General features: G+C 63.0%; 15 protein-coding genes. 11 read left to right on the plus strand and 4 right to left on the minus strand.

The window, feature by feature from the left end:
* Nucleotides 1-100: 100 nt before the first annotated feature.
* Complete coding sequence (locus I5R65_RS22515; RefSeq protein WP_180671189.1) at nucleotides 101-1,039, minus strand: IclR family transcriptional regulator C-terminal domain-containing protein; 939 nt, start codon at nucleotides 1,037-1,039, stop codon at nucleotides 101-103.
* 362 nt (nucleotides 1,040-1,401) lie between these two features.
* Here I5R65_RS22515 and I5R65_RS22520 point away from each other — a divergent pair, with 362 nt between their 5' ends.
* From I5R65_RS22520 to I5R65_RS22550, 7 genes are all read left to right on the plus strand, one after another.
* Complete coding sequence (locus I5R65_RS22520) at nucleotides 1,402-2,076, plus strand: 3-oxoacid CoA-transferase subunit A (RefSeq protein ID WP_006461651.1); 675 nt, start codon at nucleotides 1,402-1,404, stop codon at nucleotides 2,074-2,076.
* Nucleotides 2,073-2,714 carry a CoA transferase subunit B gene (locus I5R65_RS22525; RefSeq protein WP_006461652.1) on the plus strand — a complete coding sequence of 214 codons (642 nt, stop codon included), beginning with the start codon at nucleotides 2,073-2,075 and terminating at the stop codon, nucleotides 2,712-2,714. The genes I5R65_RS22520 and I5R65_RS22525 overlap by 4 nt, the downstream gene beginning before the upstream one ends.
* A 39-nt stretch (nucleotides 2,715-2,753) precedes the next feature.
* A complete protein-coding gene (pcaF, locus tag I5R65_RS22530; protein ID WP_180671188.1) occupies nucleotides 2,754-3,956 on the plus strand; it encodes a 3-oxoadipyl-CoA thiolase in 1,203 nt (400 codons plus the stop codon).
* A gap of 265 nt (nucleotides 3,957-4,221) precedes the next feature.
* Nucleotides 4,222-5,088, plus strand: coding sequence for a branched-chain amino acid ABC transporter permease (locus I5R65_RS22535; protein WP_180671187.1), 867 nt, complete (start codon nucleotides 4,222-4,224; stop codon nucleotides 5,086-5,088).
* A complete protein-coding gene (locus I5R65_RS22540; protein ID WP_180671186.1) occupies nucleotides 5,085-6,122 on the plus strand; it encodes a branched-chain amino acid ABC transporter permease in 1,038 nt (345 codons plus the stop codon). The genes I5R65_RS22535 and I5R65_RS22540 overlap by 4 nt, the downstream gene beginning before the upstream one ends.
* Nucleotides 6,119-6,892, plus strand: coding sequence for an ABC transporter ATP-binding protein (locus I5R65_RS22545; protein ID WP_180671185.1), 774 nt, complete (start codon nucleotides 6,119-6,121; stop codon nucleotides 6,890-6,892). The genes I5R65_RS22540 and I5R65_RS22545 overlap by 4 nt, the downstream gene beginning before the upstream one ends.
* Entirely contained in the window at nucleotides 6,885-7,586 is a 702-nt protein-coding gene (locus I5R65_RS22550; protein ID WP_180671184.1) for an ABC transporter ATP-binding protein, read from the plus strand. The genes I5R65_RS22545 and I5R65_RS22550 overlap by 8 nt, the downstream gene beginning before the upstream one ends.
* A 16-nt stretch (nucleotides 7,587-7,602) precedes the next feature.
* On the opposite strand, the gene I5R65_RS22555 is transcribed toward I5R65_RS22550, so the two are convergent.
* A complete protein-coding gene (locus tag I5R65_RS22555; RefSeq protein WP_180671183.1) occupies nucleotides 7,603-8,799 on the minus strand; it encodes an HD-GYP domain-containing protein in 1,197 nt (398 codons plus the stop codon).
* A 169-nt stretch (nucleotides 8,800-8,968) separates the two neighbouring features.
* Here I5R65_RS22555 and I5R65_RS22560 point away from each other — a divergent pair, with 169 nt between their 5' ends.
* A complete protein-coding gene (locus I5R65_RS22560) occupies nucleotides 8,969-9,874 on the plus strand; it encodes a LysR family transcriptional regulator (protein ID WP_180671182.1) in 906 nt (301 codons plus the stop codon).
* 16 nt (nucleotides 9,875-9,890) lie between these two features.
* Here the strand turns inward: I5R65_RS22560 and I5R65_RS22565 are convergent, their stop codons facing one another.
* Nucleotides 9,891-10,400, minus strand: coding sequence for a MarR family winged helix-turn-helix transcriptional regulator (locus I5R65_RS22565; RefSeq protein WP_180671181.1), 510 nt, complete (start codon nucleotides 10,398-10,400; stop codon nucleotides 9,891-9,893).
* Nucleotides 10,401-10,752: 352 nt separating this feature from the next.
* On the opposite strand from I5R65_RS22565, the gene I5R65_RS22570 reads away from it, so the two are divergent.
* Genes I5R65_RS22570 through I5R65_RS22580 form a run of 3 tightly spaced genes read left to right on the plus strand, consistent with a single transcriptional unit; the run spans nucleotide 10,753 to nucleotide 13,981 of the window.
* Complete coding sequence (locus I5R65_RS22570) at nucleotides 10,753-11,802, plus strand: aromatic ring-hydroxylating dioxygenase subunit alpha (RefSeq protein ID WP_180671180.1); 1,050 nt, start codon at nucleotides 10,753-10,755, stop codon at nucleotides 11,800-11,802.
* 9 nt (nucleotides 11,803-11,811) lie between these two features.
* Nucleotides 11,812-12,768 carry a PDR/VanB family oxidoreductase gene (locus I5R65_RS22575; RefSeq protein ID WP_180671179.1) on the plus strand — a complete coding sequence of 319 codons (957 nt, stop codon included), beginning with the start codon at nucleotides 11,812-11,814 and terminating at the stop codon, nucleotides 12,766-12,768.
* Between the two features lie 28 nt (nucleotides 12,769-12,796).
* A complete protein-coding gene (locus tag I5R65_RS22580; protein WP_180671178.1) occupies nucleotides 12,797-13,981 on the plus strand; it encodes an ABC transporter substrate-binding protein in 1,185 nt (394 codons plus the stop codon).
* Between the two features lie 827 nt (nucleotides 13,982-14,808).
* Here I5R65_RS22580 and I5R65_RS22585 read toward each other — a convergent pair.
* Complete coding sequence (locus tag I5R65_RS22585) at nucleotides 14,809-16,071, minus strand: alpha/beta fold hydrolase (protein ID WP_180671037.1); 1,263 nt, start codon at nucleotides 16,069-16,071, stop codon at nucleotides 14,809-14,811.
* Nucleotides 16,072-16,104 lie beyond the last annotated feature (33 nt).

The following is a 16,104-nucleotide window of genomic DNA, read 5'->3' on the forward strand; positions in this document are numbered from 1 at the left end:
GCAGGCAGAGAGGGCGCGCCGACATCCGTGGCACGACAAAGACAGGGTCTGTTTTTGTCTTCGGTCCGGCTCCCCGCACGAGGGGCCGGGCCGGTTTTTTTCAGGGCAGCAGGACCGACAGTTCCTGCGCACCGCGCAGCAGCACCGGCAGGATCTCTTCTTCCATCTGCTGGCGCGATACACGTGCGGCCTGCGCGCCCACGTTCAGGGCCGCCAGCACGTTGCCGGATGCGCCACGCACGGGAACCGCAATGGAACGCAGGCCCACTTCCAGTTCTTCATCGATGACCGCGTAACCGTTTTCACGTACTCCGGCCAGGATGTCACGCAGGCGTTTTTGCGAGACCACCGTTTTCTCGGTCAAGGCGCGCAGCTTGACCTTGTCGAAATAGGCCTTCAACTGGTCGTCCGGCAGGTGCGCCAGCATGGCGCGACCGAGCGAGGTACAGTAGGCCGGCAGCCGGCTGCCGGTATTGAGTGCCACCGACATGACGCGCGACGTGGCCGAGCGGGCCACGTAGAGCACTTCGTTGTCGTCCAGTACAGCCAGCGAGCAGGACTCGCCGAGGGTACGGCTGATGTTGTTCAGGTAGGGCTGTGCAGAAACGGTCAGCGGCGTGGAGGACAGATAGGAATAGCCCAGCGTCAATATCTTGGGGCGCAGCGAGAAATTGTTGACGTCCGAATCGGCGTAGCCGAGTTGCTTCAAGGTGTGCAGGCAGCGTCGCACTGCCGCACGCGGAATACCGGTCTTCTGGCTGATCTGGGCGATGGTCAGGCTGCGTCGGGAATCGCTGAAGGCGCGGATCACCGCCAGGCCACGTGCCAATGAGGTCATGAAGCTGGGATCGGTCAAGGCCTCGATTTCCTCGGCGATGGTCAGCTCGCGTTCCATCTCGGTCGCGGCAGTCGGGGCGACAGCGACTTTCTTGCTCATCGCCCGGCTGCTCCTGCCAGCCTTGGTATCGACAGTGGGGGCAGCTGTGGTGCCGCTTTTGGCGGCAGTCTTGCGGGTCTTGGCGGCAGGTGCAGTGGACATGGGCTCTGATGGGCTCTCTGGGCGGATGGTTCAGGACGACTCGGATTTTCGATAGCGCCGATTGCGTCCGGATTTTAACGTTTTGTGCGGCAAGCGAACACATCCTGCCGGTTTTTCTTGACGGCCGTCAAGCCGGATCGCTAAACTCTTTTTGTGCGAAAATCAAACATTAGTTCGGTGATCGAACATTTGAGTGCTGGAAAAGTCAGTCCGAAGTCAGTCCGGCAACCACCCTCAAATGTCCGCAAACGCCGACCGAGACGAGCCCGTGCAACGTGCCCGCCCGGCTGCATCGTGGCAAACCGGATGGCGGGATATCCAGCAGGCGCAGCCTCAGGCGCCGCATCTAAAGTGAGAGCAACGTGATCAATAAAATTTCTGACTCCCTGGAGCAGGCGGTGGCCGACATCCATGATGGCGCCACCATCATGATCGGCGGCTTCGGCAATGCCGGCATGCCATCGGCCCTGATCGATGCGCTGATCGCCCAGGGCGCGCGCGACCTGACCATCGTCAACAACAATGCCGGCAACGGCGACACCGGCCTGGCCGCGCTGCTCAAGACCAAGCGGGTGAAGAAGATCATCTGTTCCTTCCCGCGCCAGACCGATTCCCATGTCTTCGATGCGCTCTACCGCGCCGGCGAGATCGAACTGGAACTGACGCCGCAAGGCAACCTGGCCGAGCGCATCCGTGCCGCCGGTGCCGGCATCGGCGGTTTCTTCAGCCCCACCGGCTACGGCACCATGCTGGCAGAAGGCAAGGAGACCCGCGAGATCAATGGCCGCCACTATGTGCTGGAGTCGCCGATCCACGCCGACTTCGCGCTCATCAAGGCGCTGCGTGGCGACCGCTGGGGTAACCTGGTGTATCGCAAGACCGCCCGCAACTTCGGTCCGATCATGGCCATGGCCGCCAAATGCACCATCGCCCAGGTCAGCGAGGTGGTGGAACTGGGTCAGCTCGATCCGGAAAACATCATCACTCCCGGCATCTTCGTGCAGCGGATCGTGCAAACCAAGGAGGCACAGCAATGAATCGCTTTACCCGTGAACAGATCGCCGCGCGCGTGGCCCAGGACATTCCTGAAGGCGCCTACGTGAACCTGGGTATCGGCCTGCCCACCAAGGTCGCCAACTACCTGCCGGCCGACAAGGAAATCTTCCTGCACAGCGAAAATGGCGTGCTCGGCATGGGCCCGGCCCCGGCGCCCGGCGAGGAAGATGAAGACCTCATCAATGCCGGCAAGCAGCCGGTGACGCTGCTGACCGGTGGTGCCTACTTCCACCATGCCGATTCGTTTGCCATGATGCGGGGCGGCCACCTCGACATCTGCGTGCTGGGCGCCTTCCAGGTGTCGGCCACGGGTGACCTGGCCAACTGGCATACCGGCGCGCCGGACGCCATCCCCGCCGTGGGCGGAGCGATGGACCTGGCCATCGGCGCCAAGCAGGTGTTCGTGATGATGGATCACCAGACCAAGACCGGCGAAAGCAAGCTGGTCCAGGCCTGCGCCTATCCGCTCACCGGCATCGGCTGCGTCAACCGCATTTACACCGACCTGGCCGTCATCGACGTCACCCCGCAGGGACTGCAGGTGCGCGAGATCGTCGAGGGCCTGTCCTTCGAACAACTGCAGGAGCTGACCGGTGCACCGCTGCGCCCGGCAGCCTGAATCCGTTCGAATCACCCCAATTTTCGCTGCGAGGAATGCATGAAAGACGTATTTATCTGTGACGCCATCCGCACCCCCATCGGCCGCTACGGCGGCGCGCTCAAGGACGTGCGTGCCGACGATCTGGGCGCGGTACCGCTGCGTGCGCTGATGGAGCGCAATCCGCAGGTGGACTGGAGCGGGGTCGATGACGTCATCTTCGGCTGCGCCAACCAGGCCGGCGAAGACAACCGCAACGTCGCCCGCATGTCGCTGCTGCTGGCCGGTCTGCCGCAGGAAGTGCCGGGCAGCACCATCAACCGCCTGTGCGGTTCGGGCATGGACGCCCTGGGGACCGCCGCGCGCGCCATCAAGTCCGGCGAGACCCGGTTGATGATCGCCGGCGGTGTCGAATCGATGACCCGCGCTCCCTTCGTGATGGGCAAGGCCGATAGCGCCTTCTCGCGCCAGGCCGCGATCCAGGACACCACCATCGGATGGCGCTTCGTCAATGCCTTGATGAAGCAGAAATATGGTGTGGATGCCATGCCCGAGACGGCCGAGAACGTCGCGGTCGACTACAAGGTCAGCCGCGAGGACCAGGACCAGTTCGCCGTGCGCAGCCAGGCCAAGGCCGCCGCCGCGCAGGCCAACGGTAACCTGGCGCAGGAGATCGTGCCGGTGGTGATCCCGCAGAAGAAGGGCGACCCCGTCACCGTGACGCAGGATGAGCATCCGCGTGCTACCAGCATGGAAGCGCTGGCCCGCCTGAAGGGCGTGGTCAAGCCCGATGGCACGGTCACCGCCGGCAATGCATCGGGTGTCAACGACGGCGCCTGCGCTTTGCTGCTGGCCAGTGCCGAGGCGGTCGAGCAGCACCGGCTCAAGCCACGTGCCCGCATCCTGGGCATGGCCACCGCCGGTGTCGCACCGCGCATCATGGGCATGGGGCCGGCCCCGGCCAGCAAGAAGCTGCTGGCGCAACTGGGCATGCGCATCGACCAGATGGATGTGATCGAACTGAACGAAGCCTTTGCCTCGCAAGGCCTAGCCGTGCTGCGCGAGCTGGGCGTGGCTGACGACGATGCGCGGGTCAATCCCAATGGCGGCGCGATTGCGCTGGGTCATCCGCTGGGCATGAGCGGCGCCCGCCTGGTGACCACCGCCCTCTACCAGCTGGAACGCAGCGGTGGCCGCTACGCGCTGTGCACCATGTGCATCGGCGTGGGGCAGGGCATCGCCATGGTGATCGAACGCGTGTGATGACAGCGGGATGGCGCGGCGATGCACCTGGCTGCACCATCCCCATCGTTCGACCAAGCATGAAGATGGTTGATGCGATCCTGAAAATTGATCAGGCAGGCATAGAGGAAAAAGCAGCACAATAGAAAAAAGCACCATCCCATCACCAAGCGGCCACCAAACAGAGCCGCAGGCCAGAATAGGAGACACAACGCATCATGCATCGACATCATGATTGCGCGCCGCGTGCGGCCGCGCCTACGCACCGTCATCGGGGAGCTGCGCCATGCTAGGCAACTTCCTTGGTGTGCTCTTCGATGGTATTGCCTACGGCAGCCTGCTATTCCTCATCAGCGTCGGCCTGTCGGTAACGATGGGCATGATGAACTTCATCAATCTGGCGCACGGCGCCTTCGCCATGCTGGGCGGCTATGTCTGCGTGAGCCTGCTCAACCGCATGGGTGTCCCCTTCCTCGCGACCTTGCCACTGGCCTTCCTGGCGGCTGCCGTGGTCGGACTGGTGCTGGAACGCTCCCTTTACCGCCGTCTCTACAAGGCCAGCCACCTGGACCAGGTGCTGTTCTCCATCGGCCTGACCTTCATGGCCGTGGCCGGCGCCACCTGGCAGTGGGGACCGACCCAGCAACCGGTGGTGCTGCCGGACTGGTTACGTGGCCAGGTCTCCTTGTTCGGACTGGATGTGGGCGCCTATCGCGTCTTCCTGATTGGCGTGGTGGTGATTGTTACGCTGGCCCTGGGCCTGTTGATCGAACGCACCCGCTTTGGCGCACAGATCCGGGCCTCGGTGGATAACCAGGTGGCCGCCGCCGGCCTGGGCATCAACGTCAGTCGCGTATTCAGCCTGACCTTCGCGCTTGGTTCGGGCCTGGCCGGTCTCGGCGGCGGTCTGGGCATCGACGTGCTCGGGCTGGACCCGACCTTCCCGGTCAAGTACATGGTCTATTTCCTGCTGGTGGTGGCTGTCGGTGGTGCCGGCACCATCAAGGGGCCGCTGCTGGCGGCCATCATCCTGGGCGTGTTCGACGTGGCCGGCAAATACTATGTGCCGGAGATCGGCGCCTTCGTCATCTATGGCCTGATGGTATTGCTGCTGATCCTGTTCCCGGCCGGACTGATGCGGAGGCGCGGATGAGTATCGTGAGCCCTACCTCCACCTCCGCCGCCTCCGCCGCCAGCCCGGGAAAGCCGACCATGAAGCCTGCCCTGCACCTGCCCAATGACCGCTGGACGCCGCTGGAAATCGTGTTCTGGCTCTTGCCGGTAGCTGCCTATTTCGTCTTCCCTGATTATCTGGTGCTGATCAGCCAGATCATGATCGTGGGCCTGTTCGCGGTCTCGCTGGACCTCATCCTCGGCTACGCCGGCATCGTCTCACTGGGCCACGCCGCCTTCTTCGGGCTGGGCGCCTACACGGCCGGCCTGCTGGCCGTGCACGGCTGGGGCGAGCCGATCACGGGCCTGCTGCTGGCTGCCGTGGTGGCCGCCATCGCCGGCTTCCTGGTGAGCTTCCTGGTGGTGCGCGGGGCCGACCTGACCCGCCTGATGGTGACGCTGGGCATTGGCCTGATGCTGTTCGAGGCGGCCAACAAGGCGGCCTTCATCACCGGCGGTGTCGATGGATTGTCGGGCATGGTGATGAGCAAGATCTTCGGTGTCTTCGAGTTCGACCTCAACGGACGCGTGGCCTATGTGTACAGCTTCTCGGTGCTGCTGGTCCTGTTCGTGGTACTGCGGCGGCTGGTCAATTCACCGTTCGGTCTGGGCCTCAGAGGCATCCGCGAAGGGGGGCGCCGCATGCCGGCCATCGGGGCCGACGTCAGCCGCCGGCTGGTGGTGATCTTCACCGTCGCCGCTGCGGTGGCCGGCGTGGCCGGTGCGCTGCTGGCGCAGACCACGCAGTTCGTGGGCCTGGATGTGCTGGGTTTTCCGCGCTCGGCCGAACTGCTGATCATCCTGGTGCTGGGCGGTACCGGTCGCCTGTATGGTGGCCTGGTCGGTGCGCTGGTCTACATGCTGGCGCAGGATTATCTGTCCGGGCTCAATCCGGCCTACTGGCAATTCTGGATCGGCCTGCTGCTGATCGTGATCGTGCTGTTCGCCCGTGGTGGCTTGCTGGGCGGCCTGGCCGTGCTGCGTGACAAATTCTTCAAGGGAGGCCGCGCATGAGCTCGCATCCATCCACCGGCGACACGACCCTGCGTACCGAGGGCCTGACCAAGCGCTGGGGCAGTTTCGTTGCCAACAGCGATGTCTCGCTCAGTTTCGCTCCCGGGGCGCGCCATGCGCTGATCGGCCCCAACGGTGCCGGCAAGACCACCTTCATCAACCTGCTCACCGGCGGCTTTGCCCCCAGCAGCGGCAAGGTCTGGTTCGGTGGCGAAGACATCACGGCCCTGCCGCAGCACGAACGCGTCAAGCGCGGCATGACGCGCACCTTCCAGATCAATACCCTGTTCGCCGGCCTGACCGTGCTGGAGTCGGTGGTACTGGCGATCCAGGAACGGCGCGGCATGCAATACAAGTGGTACCAGACCGTGGCCAGTCAGACCGAAGTGGTGGACGAAGCCATGGCCCTGCTGACGTCCCTGAAACTGGAACAGGATGCCAACACCCTGACCCGCAGCCTGGCCTACGGCAGGCAGCGCCTGGTCGAAATCGCGCTGGCCCTGGCCACCCGGCCCAAGGTATTGCTGCTGGATGAACCGGCAGCCGGCATTCCTTCTGCCGAGAGTCGCGAACTCTTCGAGGTCATCGCCCAATTGCCACGTGAGGTCACCATCGTCTTCATCGAGCATGACATGGGACTGGTGTTCCGCTTCGCCGAGCGCATCACCGTGCTGGTGGGCGGCAAGGTGCTGGTGGAGGGAACGCCGGCCGAGATCGCCGCCGACCAGCGGGTCAGGGAAGTCTATCTGGGGGAGGCCGAACATGCGTGAACTGCTGACGCTGGAGAAAGTGACGGCCGGGTATGGCGAATCCATCGTGCTGGAAGACGTGTCCTTCGCGATGAACGAAGGCGAGAGCCTGGCCCTGCTGGGGCGCAACGGGGTGGGCAAGACCAGCCTGCTGATCACCCTGATGGGCCTGACCCGCATGCATGGCGGCAGCATCCGCTGGCGCGGTGGCGACATCGTGCGCGTGCCGACACACAAGCGCGCCCATGCGGGCCTGGGGTGGGTGCCGCAGGAACGTTTCATGTTCCCCTCGCTGTCGGTGGAAGAACATCTCACCGTGGTCGAACGCGGTGGCCAGTGGGACCTGAAAAAGATCTACCAGATCTTCCCGCGCCTGCATGAACGCCGCAACAACATGGGCAACCAGCTCTCCGGTGGCGAGCAGCAGATGCTGGCCATCGCCCGCGCTCTCATGGTCAGCCCCAGCATCCTGTTGCTGGATGAACCGATGGAAGGCCTGGCCCCGATCATCGTGCAGGAACTGCTCAAGGTGATCCGTCGCCTGGTCAGCGAGGAGGGCATGTCGGTGATCGTGGTGGAACAGCATGCCCGCATGGCGCTCTCGCTCACGCAGCGTGCCATCGTGCTGGATCGTGGGCGTATCGTGCATGCCTCCGACAGCCAGAGCCTGCTCGACGACGGCGAGAAGCTGGACCGCCTGGTCGCAGTGGCCTGAACTGAGTCCCCGGATATCAGCTGGCAGGGTTCGCATCCTGGCCGCGTTGCACGATGCCGTCCGTTCGCGGCCAGGCCATCAGGTCGAGCACGCCGTTGCTGCCGATGTCGTGTTCTTCCCGCGCATGCAAGACCTTCACGACCGGGCGTGTCAGGTCGGCAGGATTCTGGCGGATCACCCGCCCCGCCAGTCCCGACTCCAGTCGTACCAGCGAACCTACGGGATAGATGCCCAGGGTCTTGACGAAAGCCAGCAATAAGCGGCGATCGAAATGCCCTTCCCAGCTGGCCATCTGGTACAGCGCATCGGCCGGGTCCCAACCCTGTTTGTAGGGACGCTCCGAGGTCAGCGCGTCATAGACATCGCAGATCGCCGTCATCCGGGTGTACTGGGTGATTGCGTCGGCTGGCAAGGCATCGGGATACCCCCGCCCGTCCAGCCTTTCATGGTGATGCAGGCAGACCTCGCAGGCATAGGCGGGCATGTCCGGGTTCTGGATCAGGTATTGGTACCCCAGTTCCGGATGCCGCTTGATCAAGGCGAATTCCTCGTCGCTGAGCTTGCCGGGCTTGTTGAGGATGTTATCGTCGATAAAAGCCTTGCCCACGTCATGCAGATAACCGCACAGCCCTGCCTCGCGACAGGCTGACTCGCTCAATCCCAGCGTCCTGCCCAGGGCCACCATCAGCGCGCACACCGCCACCGAGTGCAGGTAGGTGTACTCATCGTTGAGTTTGAGGCGCAGTACGCTGAGCAGGCCGGTCGGATCGCGCAGCACCGAGCAGGCGATCTCTTCTACCAGGTCCACGCATTGCGGTAGTGCCACCACCCTGCCCATGCGGGCTGCGGTGAACATGCTACGGGTGACCTCCCGCGCATGCTCGCGCAGGGCGATGGCCTGTTCCAGGGCCGGGTCGTCGGCCGTCCCGGTAACGGTGGTATCGACAGCCAGGGCGGCGTCATCATCACCGTCGCTCCGGGCGGCCTCTGACGGCACCGACATCCGATCATCTTCGGCAACCGCCATCACATCCCGACCACGCGAAATATCGATCCAGCAATAGGCGATGCCACTGGTGCGGGCCTGTTCCAGGTCGTTCTCGTGCTTGAGCAGGAAGCGGGTCTTCCAGAACGGATGATTGAGCCAGCCGGCGTCAAAGCCGCAAAAGTACATCCCGAGGACCAGCTCCGCGACATTGATCTTCTTGAGCATGTTGTGGACGGGGTATGTCCGTGCGGAAACTATCGTCGCGTAATCATACCGTTCTGACTTTATTTGAGAATCCGTTAATTACGAATAACGTTTATTCGACATTGGAATTGGTAACTATTTTCAGGCGCTGTATGTTCGGCATCTTTCATGTGGGAAATGGGAGGGGAGAATGGCCAATTTCGATCTGAATCTATTGCCGATCGCCTTGGCAATCTTCGAGGAGCGTAGCGTCAGCGCGGCTGCGAGGAAGCTCGATATGAGTCAGCCTGCCGTGAGCATGGCGCTCAACAAACTGCGCAGCGCACTGGGCGATCCGCTATTCGTGAAGACCGGGCGCGGCATGCAGCCGACACCGCGCGCCTGCACCCTGATCGATCCCACCCGCGAAATCCTGCAGCGGGTCCATGCCGAAGTGCTGGCTAGCGAACAATTCACGCCGGCCACGACCACCAAGCGCTTCGTGCTGGCGCTGTCGGATATCGGTGAGCTGATGTTGTTGCCGAGGTTGCTGCAGCGGGTTCGCGACGAGGCTCCGCATGCCTCCGTGGAGACGGTGACGATGTCGCCCGAGGCGCTGGTCGTGGCGCTGGAAAGCGGTGAGGTGGACCTGGCCATTGGTTATTTTCCCGACTTGAAAAACCGTAACTTCTTCCAGCAACGGCTGTTCTCGCACGACTTCGTCTGCCTGCTGCGCGCCGAACATCCGCTGCTGGCGCAGGAGATCAGTCTGGATCAGTTCCTTGCCATGGGGCATATCGTCATCAATGCCGAAGGCCGTGACGAACCCATGTGCGAGCGTTTCCTGCTACGTCGCAAGATCAGGCGTCGGGTAGTCCTGTCGACTTCCCATTTCATGTCCATCCCGCTGTTGATTGCCACCTCCGACCTGATTGCCACTGTCCCGCGTGCCTTCGGCGAGTTTGTGGCACGCTTTGCCAACATCCGGCTGGTGGAGCCCGGTTTCGAGATGCCATCCCTGGACCTCAAGCAGCACTGGCATCGCAAGTACCACAAGGATGGCGGCAACGCCTGGCTGCGCAGCCTGACGACGGCGCTGTTTCCGACGGGCATGTAGCGAGTAGGGAGCGAGCTTAGTCCTCGTCGCAGCTCTCGTGACGCAACTTGGCCAGCGGGGCGCGGCTGTGGGGATTGTTCTCGTGCACCAGCTTGTCCAGCAGCAGCATGAACTGCGCCTTTTCCGCGTCATCCAGCGGCGCCAGGATACGCTTGCGCAGCCGCTGCAGCCCGGGAATCAGTTCCTGCAGCAGGGCCTCGCCCGCCGGCGTGATGCGCAGGGCGCGCTGGCGGCGGTTGTGTGGAATCACTTCGCGCACCAGCAGACCTTTTTCTTCCAGCCGCGCACAGACGGTGGCACCGGTGGACGTGTCGATGGCCACCAGCCCGGACAGCGTCACCTGATCGATGCCGGGATGGTTGGAGAGCATGCGCAGGATGGCGTATTGCACCGGCGTGACCACGCCGCCGATCTCGTCATGGAAGATCGAGACCGAAATCTGCTGGGCGCGCCGCAACAGGTGACCGGGGTGTTCGTACAGGTCGATCAGCTGGCTTTCTTGGTCGGGGTGCGGTGTGGTGGACATGGTGTGGGCAGTCGATGAGCCGTGGCTCGCAGTTCGGATCGGCAGGGCGACGAGGTGAGCGGCAGTGTAGGGCAGGCCCCCGCTTTCCCTCAATCAATTGATGCAACGCGCAACGAAAAAACTCCGTCAGTGAGTTTACTTGCGCAGCGGATTGGCGGATACTTTTCTCATACATTCAGTGTACTGAATATTAAAACAAAAAAGCAGGAGACCCCACAGGATCTGGATCAACAGAATCGACAGAATCAACAGACCTGCGGATCAACTAACAAGCAAGAGACCCAAGACTGATCATGGCGCCGGCCGTCCGTGCTGCGCGCAGATTGAGGAATTCACCCGAGAGGAGACCGTCATGTTCCCCAAGAATGCCTGGTACGTTGCCTGTACCCCCGACGAAATTGCCAGCAAGCCGCTGGGCCGCCAGATCTGCGGCGAGAAGATCGTGTTCTATCGTGGCGCCGAAGGCAAGGTCGCGGCGGTTGAGGATTTCTGCCCGCATCGTGGTGCACCGCTGTCCCTGGGGTTCGTGCGCGATGGCCAGCTGGTGTGTGGCTATCACGGCCTGGAGATGGGATGCGATGGCAAGCCCATCAGCATGCCTGGCCAGCGGGTGCGTGGCTTCCCGTGCATCCGCAGCTTTGCGGTGGTGGAGCGCTATGGCTTCATCTGGGTCTGGCCGGGCGAGAAGGAGCAGGCCGACCCGGCCCTGATCCATCATCTCGAATGGGCAGATAACCCGGAGTGGGCCTACGGTGGTGGCCTCTATCACATCAACTGCGATTACCGGCTGATGATCGACAACCTGATGGACCTCACGCACGAGACCTATGTGCATGCCTCCAGCATCGGTCAGAAGGAAATCGACGAGGCCCCCGTGAACACCCGCGTCGAAGGCGAGCAGGTGATCACCAGTCGCTACATGGAAAACATCATGGCGCCGCCGTTCTGGCGTATGGCTTTGCGCGGCAATGGCCTGGCCGATGATGTGCCGGTGGATCGCTGGCAGGTCTGTCGCTTCACCCCGCCCAGCCACGTCATGATCGAAGTCGGCGTGGCCCATGCCGGCCATGGCGGCTACGAGGCGCCGCCGCAGCACAAGGCTTCCAGCATCGTGGTGGATTTCATCACGCCCGAGACCGAGACCTCGCACTGGTACTTCTGGGGCATGGCACGTCATTTCCGTCCCGATGATCAGGAACTGACAGCCACCATTCGTGACGGCCAGGGCAAGATCTTCGGCGAGGACCGCGAGATGCTGGAACTGCAGCAGGCCAACCTGCTGAAATATCCCGAGCGGCGCCTGCTAGCCTTGAACATCGATGCCGGCGGCGTGCAGTCGCGCAAGATCCTCGACAAGTGGCTGGCCCGCGACGCCGAGGCCGGCAAGGCCACAGCGGCATAAGGGGGCAGCATGACGACATTGCAGGTCAAGGTCGCCGCACGTCGCGAAGAGGCCGAGGGCATCATCGGCCTGGAGCTGGTGGCCGTCGATGGTGGGCCGCTGCCGGAGTTTGCAGCCGGGGCGCATATCGATGTGCATCTGCCGGGCGGCTTGCTGCGCCAGTATTCGCTGTGCAATGCGCCGCACGAACGGCACCGTTACCAGATCGGTGTTCTGCGCGATCCGCAGTCGCGTGGCGGTTCGCTGGCCGTGCATGATGCGCTGAAGGTGGGCGACCTCATCACCATCAGCGCACCGCGCAACCAGTTCGCATTGCAGCCGGCGCCGCACAGCCTGCTGCTGGCCGGCGGCATCGGGGTCACCCCCATCCTCTGCATGGCCGAGGCTTTGGCCACCGCTGGGGATTCGTTCGAGCTGCACTACTGTGCGCGCTCTCCGGTGCGCCAGGCATTTCGCGAGCGCATTGCCGCTTCGACGTTCGCCGATCGCGTCGTGCATCACTACGACGATGGCGAGGCCGATCAGAAACTTGATCTCGACGCCTTGCTGTCCAGGACCGATCCCGCCACCCGTCTCTATGTCTGCGGCCCCACCGGCTTCATTGCACACGTGCTGGAGACGGCCCGCAGGCGCGGCTGGCCGGAGTCACAGTTGCACTTCGAGTATTTCGGCGCAGCACCGGTGCAGGCCGATGGCAACGCCGCCTTCGACGTGAAGCTGGCCCGCAGCGGCCAGGTCTATGCCATCCCGCCCGGGCGCACGGTGATCCAGGTGCTGGCAGAACATGGCGTCGATGTGCCGGTGTCGTGCGAGCAGGGCATCTGTGGCACCTGCCTCACTCGCGTACTGGAGGGTGAGCCCGATCATCGCGATCATTACCTGACCGATGAGGAGCGCGCTGCCAATGATCAGTTCACCCCTTGCTGTTCCCGCGCAAAGAGCGCATTGCTGGTGCTGGATCTTTAAATAATTACACCTTTGGAGAGGAGACACGATGAGCGAAATGATCGATGCAAGGCGTCGCCAATTGATGCTGGCCGGCGCAGCACTGAGCGCGACTGGCCTGCCCCTGGTGGCGCGGGCTGCCGACCCGATTAAGGTTGGCCTGATCGTGCCGATGTCCGGGCCATTCGCCTCGACGGGTCGGCAGATCGAAGCGGCGGTGAAGCTGTACCAGCAGAAGAATGGTGACAGTGTGGCCGGGCGCAAGGTGGACATCCTGCTCAAGGATGATGGCGGTGTCTCGCCCGACGTCACCAAGCGGCTGGCGCAGGAGCTGGTGGCGCGTGACAAGGTGCAAGTCCTGATGGGCTTCGGCCTGACGCCGCTGGCGCTGGCGGCTGCGCCCATCGCGACCCAGGCCAAGGTGCCGATGATCGTGACGGCTGCGGCTACCTCCATCATCGTGCAGCGTTCACCTTATATCGTGCGCACGGGTTTCACGCTGGCGCAGGTGACGTCACCGCTGGCGTCATGGGCGGCGAAGAACGGGATCAAGAGCGTGGTGACCTTCGTGTCGGATTATGGGCCGGGGCTGGATGCGGAGAAGGTGTTCGTAAAGACCTTCGGTGAGGCAGGTGGCAAGGTGGTGGAGAGTGTGCGGGTGCCGTTGCGCAATCCTGACTATGCGCCCTTCCTGCAACGGGTGAAGGATGCACGGCCGGAGGCGCTGTTCGTCTTCGTGCCCTCGGGTGAGGGGGCGGCGGTGCTCAAGCAGTTCACCGAGCGTGGGCTGGGGGCGGCGGGAATACGGCTGATCTGTACCGGGGATGTGCTGGATGATGATCTGATGGCCGGGATTGGTGCGGCGGCCAAGGATGTGGTGAGCAGTCATCATTATTCGGCGGCGCATGCTTCTGCGGCCAACAAGGAGTATGTGGAGGGGATCGCGCAGGCCAATAAGGGGATGCGGGCCAACTTCCATTCTGTGGGGGCTTATGACGGTATGCATCTTCTGTATGAGTCGCTGAAGAAGACGGGGGGTGATGCCGATGGTGAGAAGTTGCTGGCGGCGATGAAGGGGATGAGCTGGGAGAGTGTGCGGGGGCCGGTGAGCATTGATGCGGGGACGCGGGATATTGTGCAGACCGTGTATATGCGCAAGGCTGAGGCTAGGGGGAATGAGTTCTACAACGTTGAATTCGATAAGGTGGAGAAGGTGCGGGATCCTGGGGTTTGAGTGGTTTGACTCGTTGGTGGTTAGGTTTGGTTGGGTAGTCTGCACGGAAGTTCTTCCTGCGCCCTGGCTTAATTTTGATCTTTCTCCGGACGGGACGGAGCGCCGGGGGCGGCCCGGCAGCCGCTCACTTTTCTTGCTTCGCCAAGAAAAGTAAGCAAAAGAAGGCGACCCCTGAGAGCCAGCCCTCCTGCGGAGGGTCCCCACCGCAGCGGAGCAAAAAGTGGGAAAAATAGAGTCGCTTCGCTCCCACTATTTTTCTTGTCCACTTTTCGCTCCGCCGCGGTGGCTGGCTCTAAGGGGAATAGCCATACGGGCTCGCCTTCGGCCTCGCCATGGGCCGACTCGCCTTCGGCTTTGTCGGAGGGGGATGTGATGTTGGTGAATCAGAAGTTGGAACGGCTGATCCAAGGAGTTTGTTGGATCGAAGAGAGCCGAAGCGCCAGCGAGCCCTCAGCGAAGCCGAAGGCGAGCCGGATCGGCTGTCCGCTTCTGACCCGCCGCGTTGGCACCCACGAGAACGGATCAGGAAAATAGTGGGAGCGAAGCGACTCTATTTTTCCCGTTCTCGTGGGTGCCAATGCGGGGACCCTCCGAAGGAGGGCGGGGCAGTAGCGGTCGCCTTCTTTTGCTTACTTTTCTTGGCGAAGCAAGAAAAGTGAGCGGCTGCCGGGCCGCCCCCGGCGCTCCGTTCCGCCCGGAGAAAGATAGAAATTAAGCTAGGGCGCAGGAAGAACTTCCGTGCAAACTACCCCAGCCTAGCCCAGCCTAGCCTAGCCCAGCCTAGCCTAGCCTAGCCTAGCCCAGCCCAGCCCAGCCCAGCAAAAAATTCACAGCCCTTCAATAAACTCGGCAACCAGCCCATCAAACACCACAGGCTGCTCCACCGCACTGATATGAGAAGCCCCGGCAATCACCTCCAGCCGGGCAGCAGCAATGGCATCCACCAGGACCTGTGCCATGGCCACCGGCGTCCCCTGATCCAGCTCCCCGGCAATCACCAGCGTAGGCACCTTGATGGCACCAAGCCGTGCAGTGGTATCCACCGTCCCGACCGCATGACAGCATCCGGCATAGCCCACTGCATCGGTCGTGACCAGCCGATGACGATAGCGCGCCACCGTCGCCGCTTGCGCCGCCCGGAAGCCCTCATGGAAATAGCGCCCCATCACGGCATCGGCAATCGCCTCGATTCCCTCCGCCCGCACGGTAGCAATGCGCTGCTGCCAGGCCGCCTGTGCCGCCTCCGGATAGGCCGAGGTGGTATTGGCCAGCACCAGCGCCCGCACCAGCCCGGGATGTCGCAACGCCAGCTCCTGTCCCACCATGCCACCCATGGACAGACCCACCCATACCACCGGCCCGGTATCGAGCTCACGCAGCAGGCGCGCCGCATCATCGGCCAGGTCGGCCATGCTGTAGAGGCCATCCAGTTTCTCCGAACTGCCATGCCCGCGATGGTCATAGGCAATCACGCGGCAATCTGCCGACAGCTTGTTGGCCAGCCCATCCCACATCATCTGGTCGGCACCCAGCGCATGTGACAGCACCACCGTATGGCGAGCTGCCTTGCCGTTACGAGGCTCGCGCAAGGTGTAATGCAGCGCCGGGGAAGAGGTGGTACGGCCTGCGCGGCCAATGCCGGGATGCACACTGTCCGCTGGCGCCTGCGGTGCAACCACATAGCCGATCTGCTCACCCACTTCACGCAGGATTTTCTGCGCGTGGGTGAAGGCGGTATTGCCCGCAGGGACGCCGGCATAGACTGCTGCCTGGATCATCACTTCCTTCATTTCGTCCGGCGTCAGACGGGTGGCGGGATCGGCGGTCAGGCCGGCACGGACGTGCAACTCGAATTCTTCCCAGCGGCCCAGGGCGATGGTGATGGCCAGCACGATGATGCGGCGGGTCTTGTGGTCCAGACCGGGGCGGCCCCAGATTTCGTTCCAGGCGAAGCGGGTGATGAGATTCTGGAAGTCGGCATTGAAGTTGGTGGCGTTGGCCACCGACCGGTCCACCCACTGATCGCCCAGCACACTGCGGCGGTTGCGCATGCCGCGCTCGAAGTCATGGTCCAGCGGATCGTAGCTCATGGTGTTCTTTCTCTGTCTTGGTGTGTTCTTGTT

The sequence above is a fragment of the Herbaspirillum sp. AP02 genome, from assembly GCF_015767275.1.
Taxonomy (GTDB): domain Bacteria; phylum Pseudomonadota; class Gammaproteobacteria; order Burkholderiales; family Burkholderiaceae_D; genus Herbaspirillum.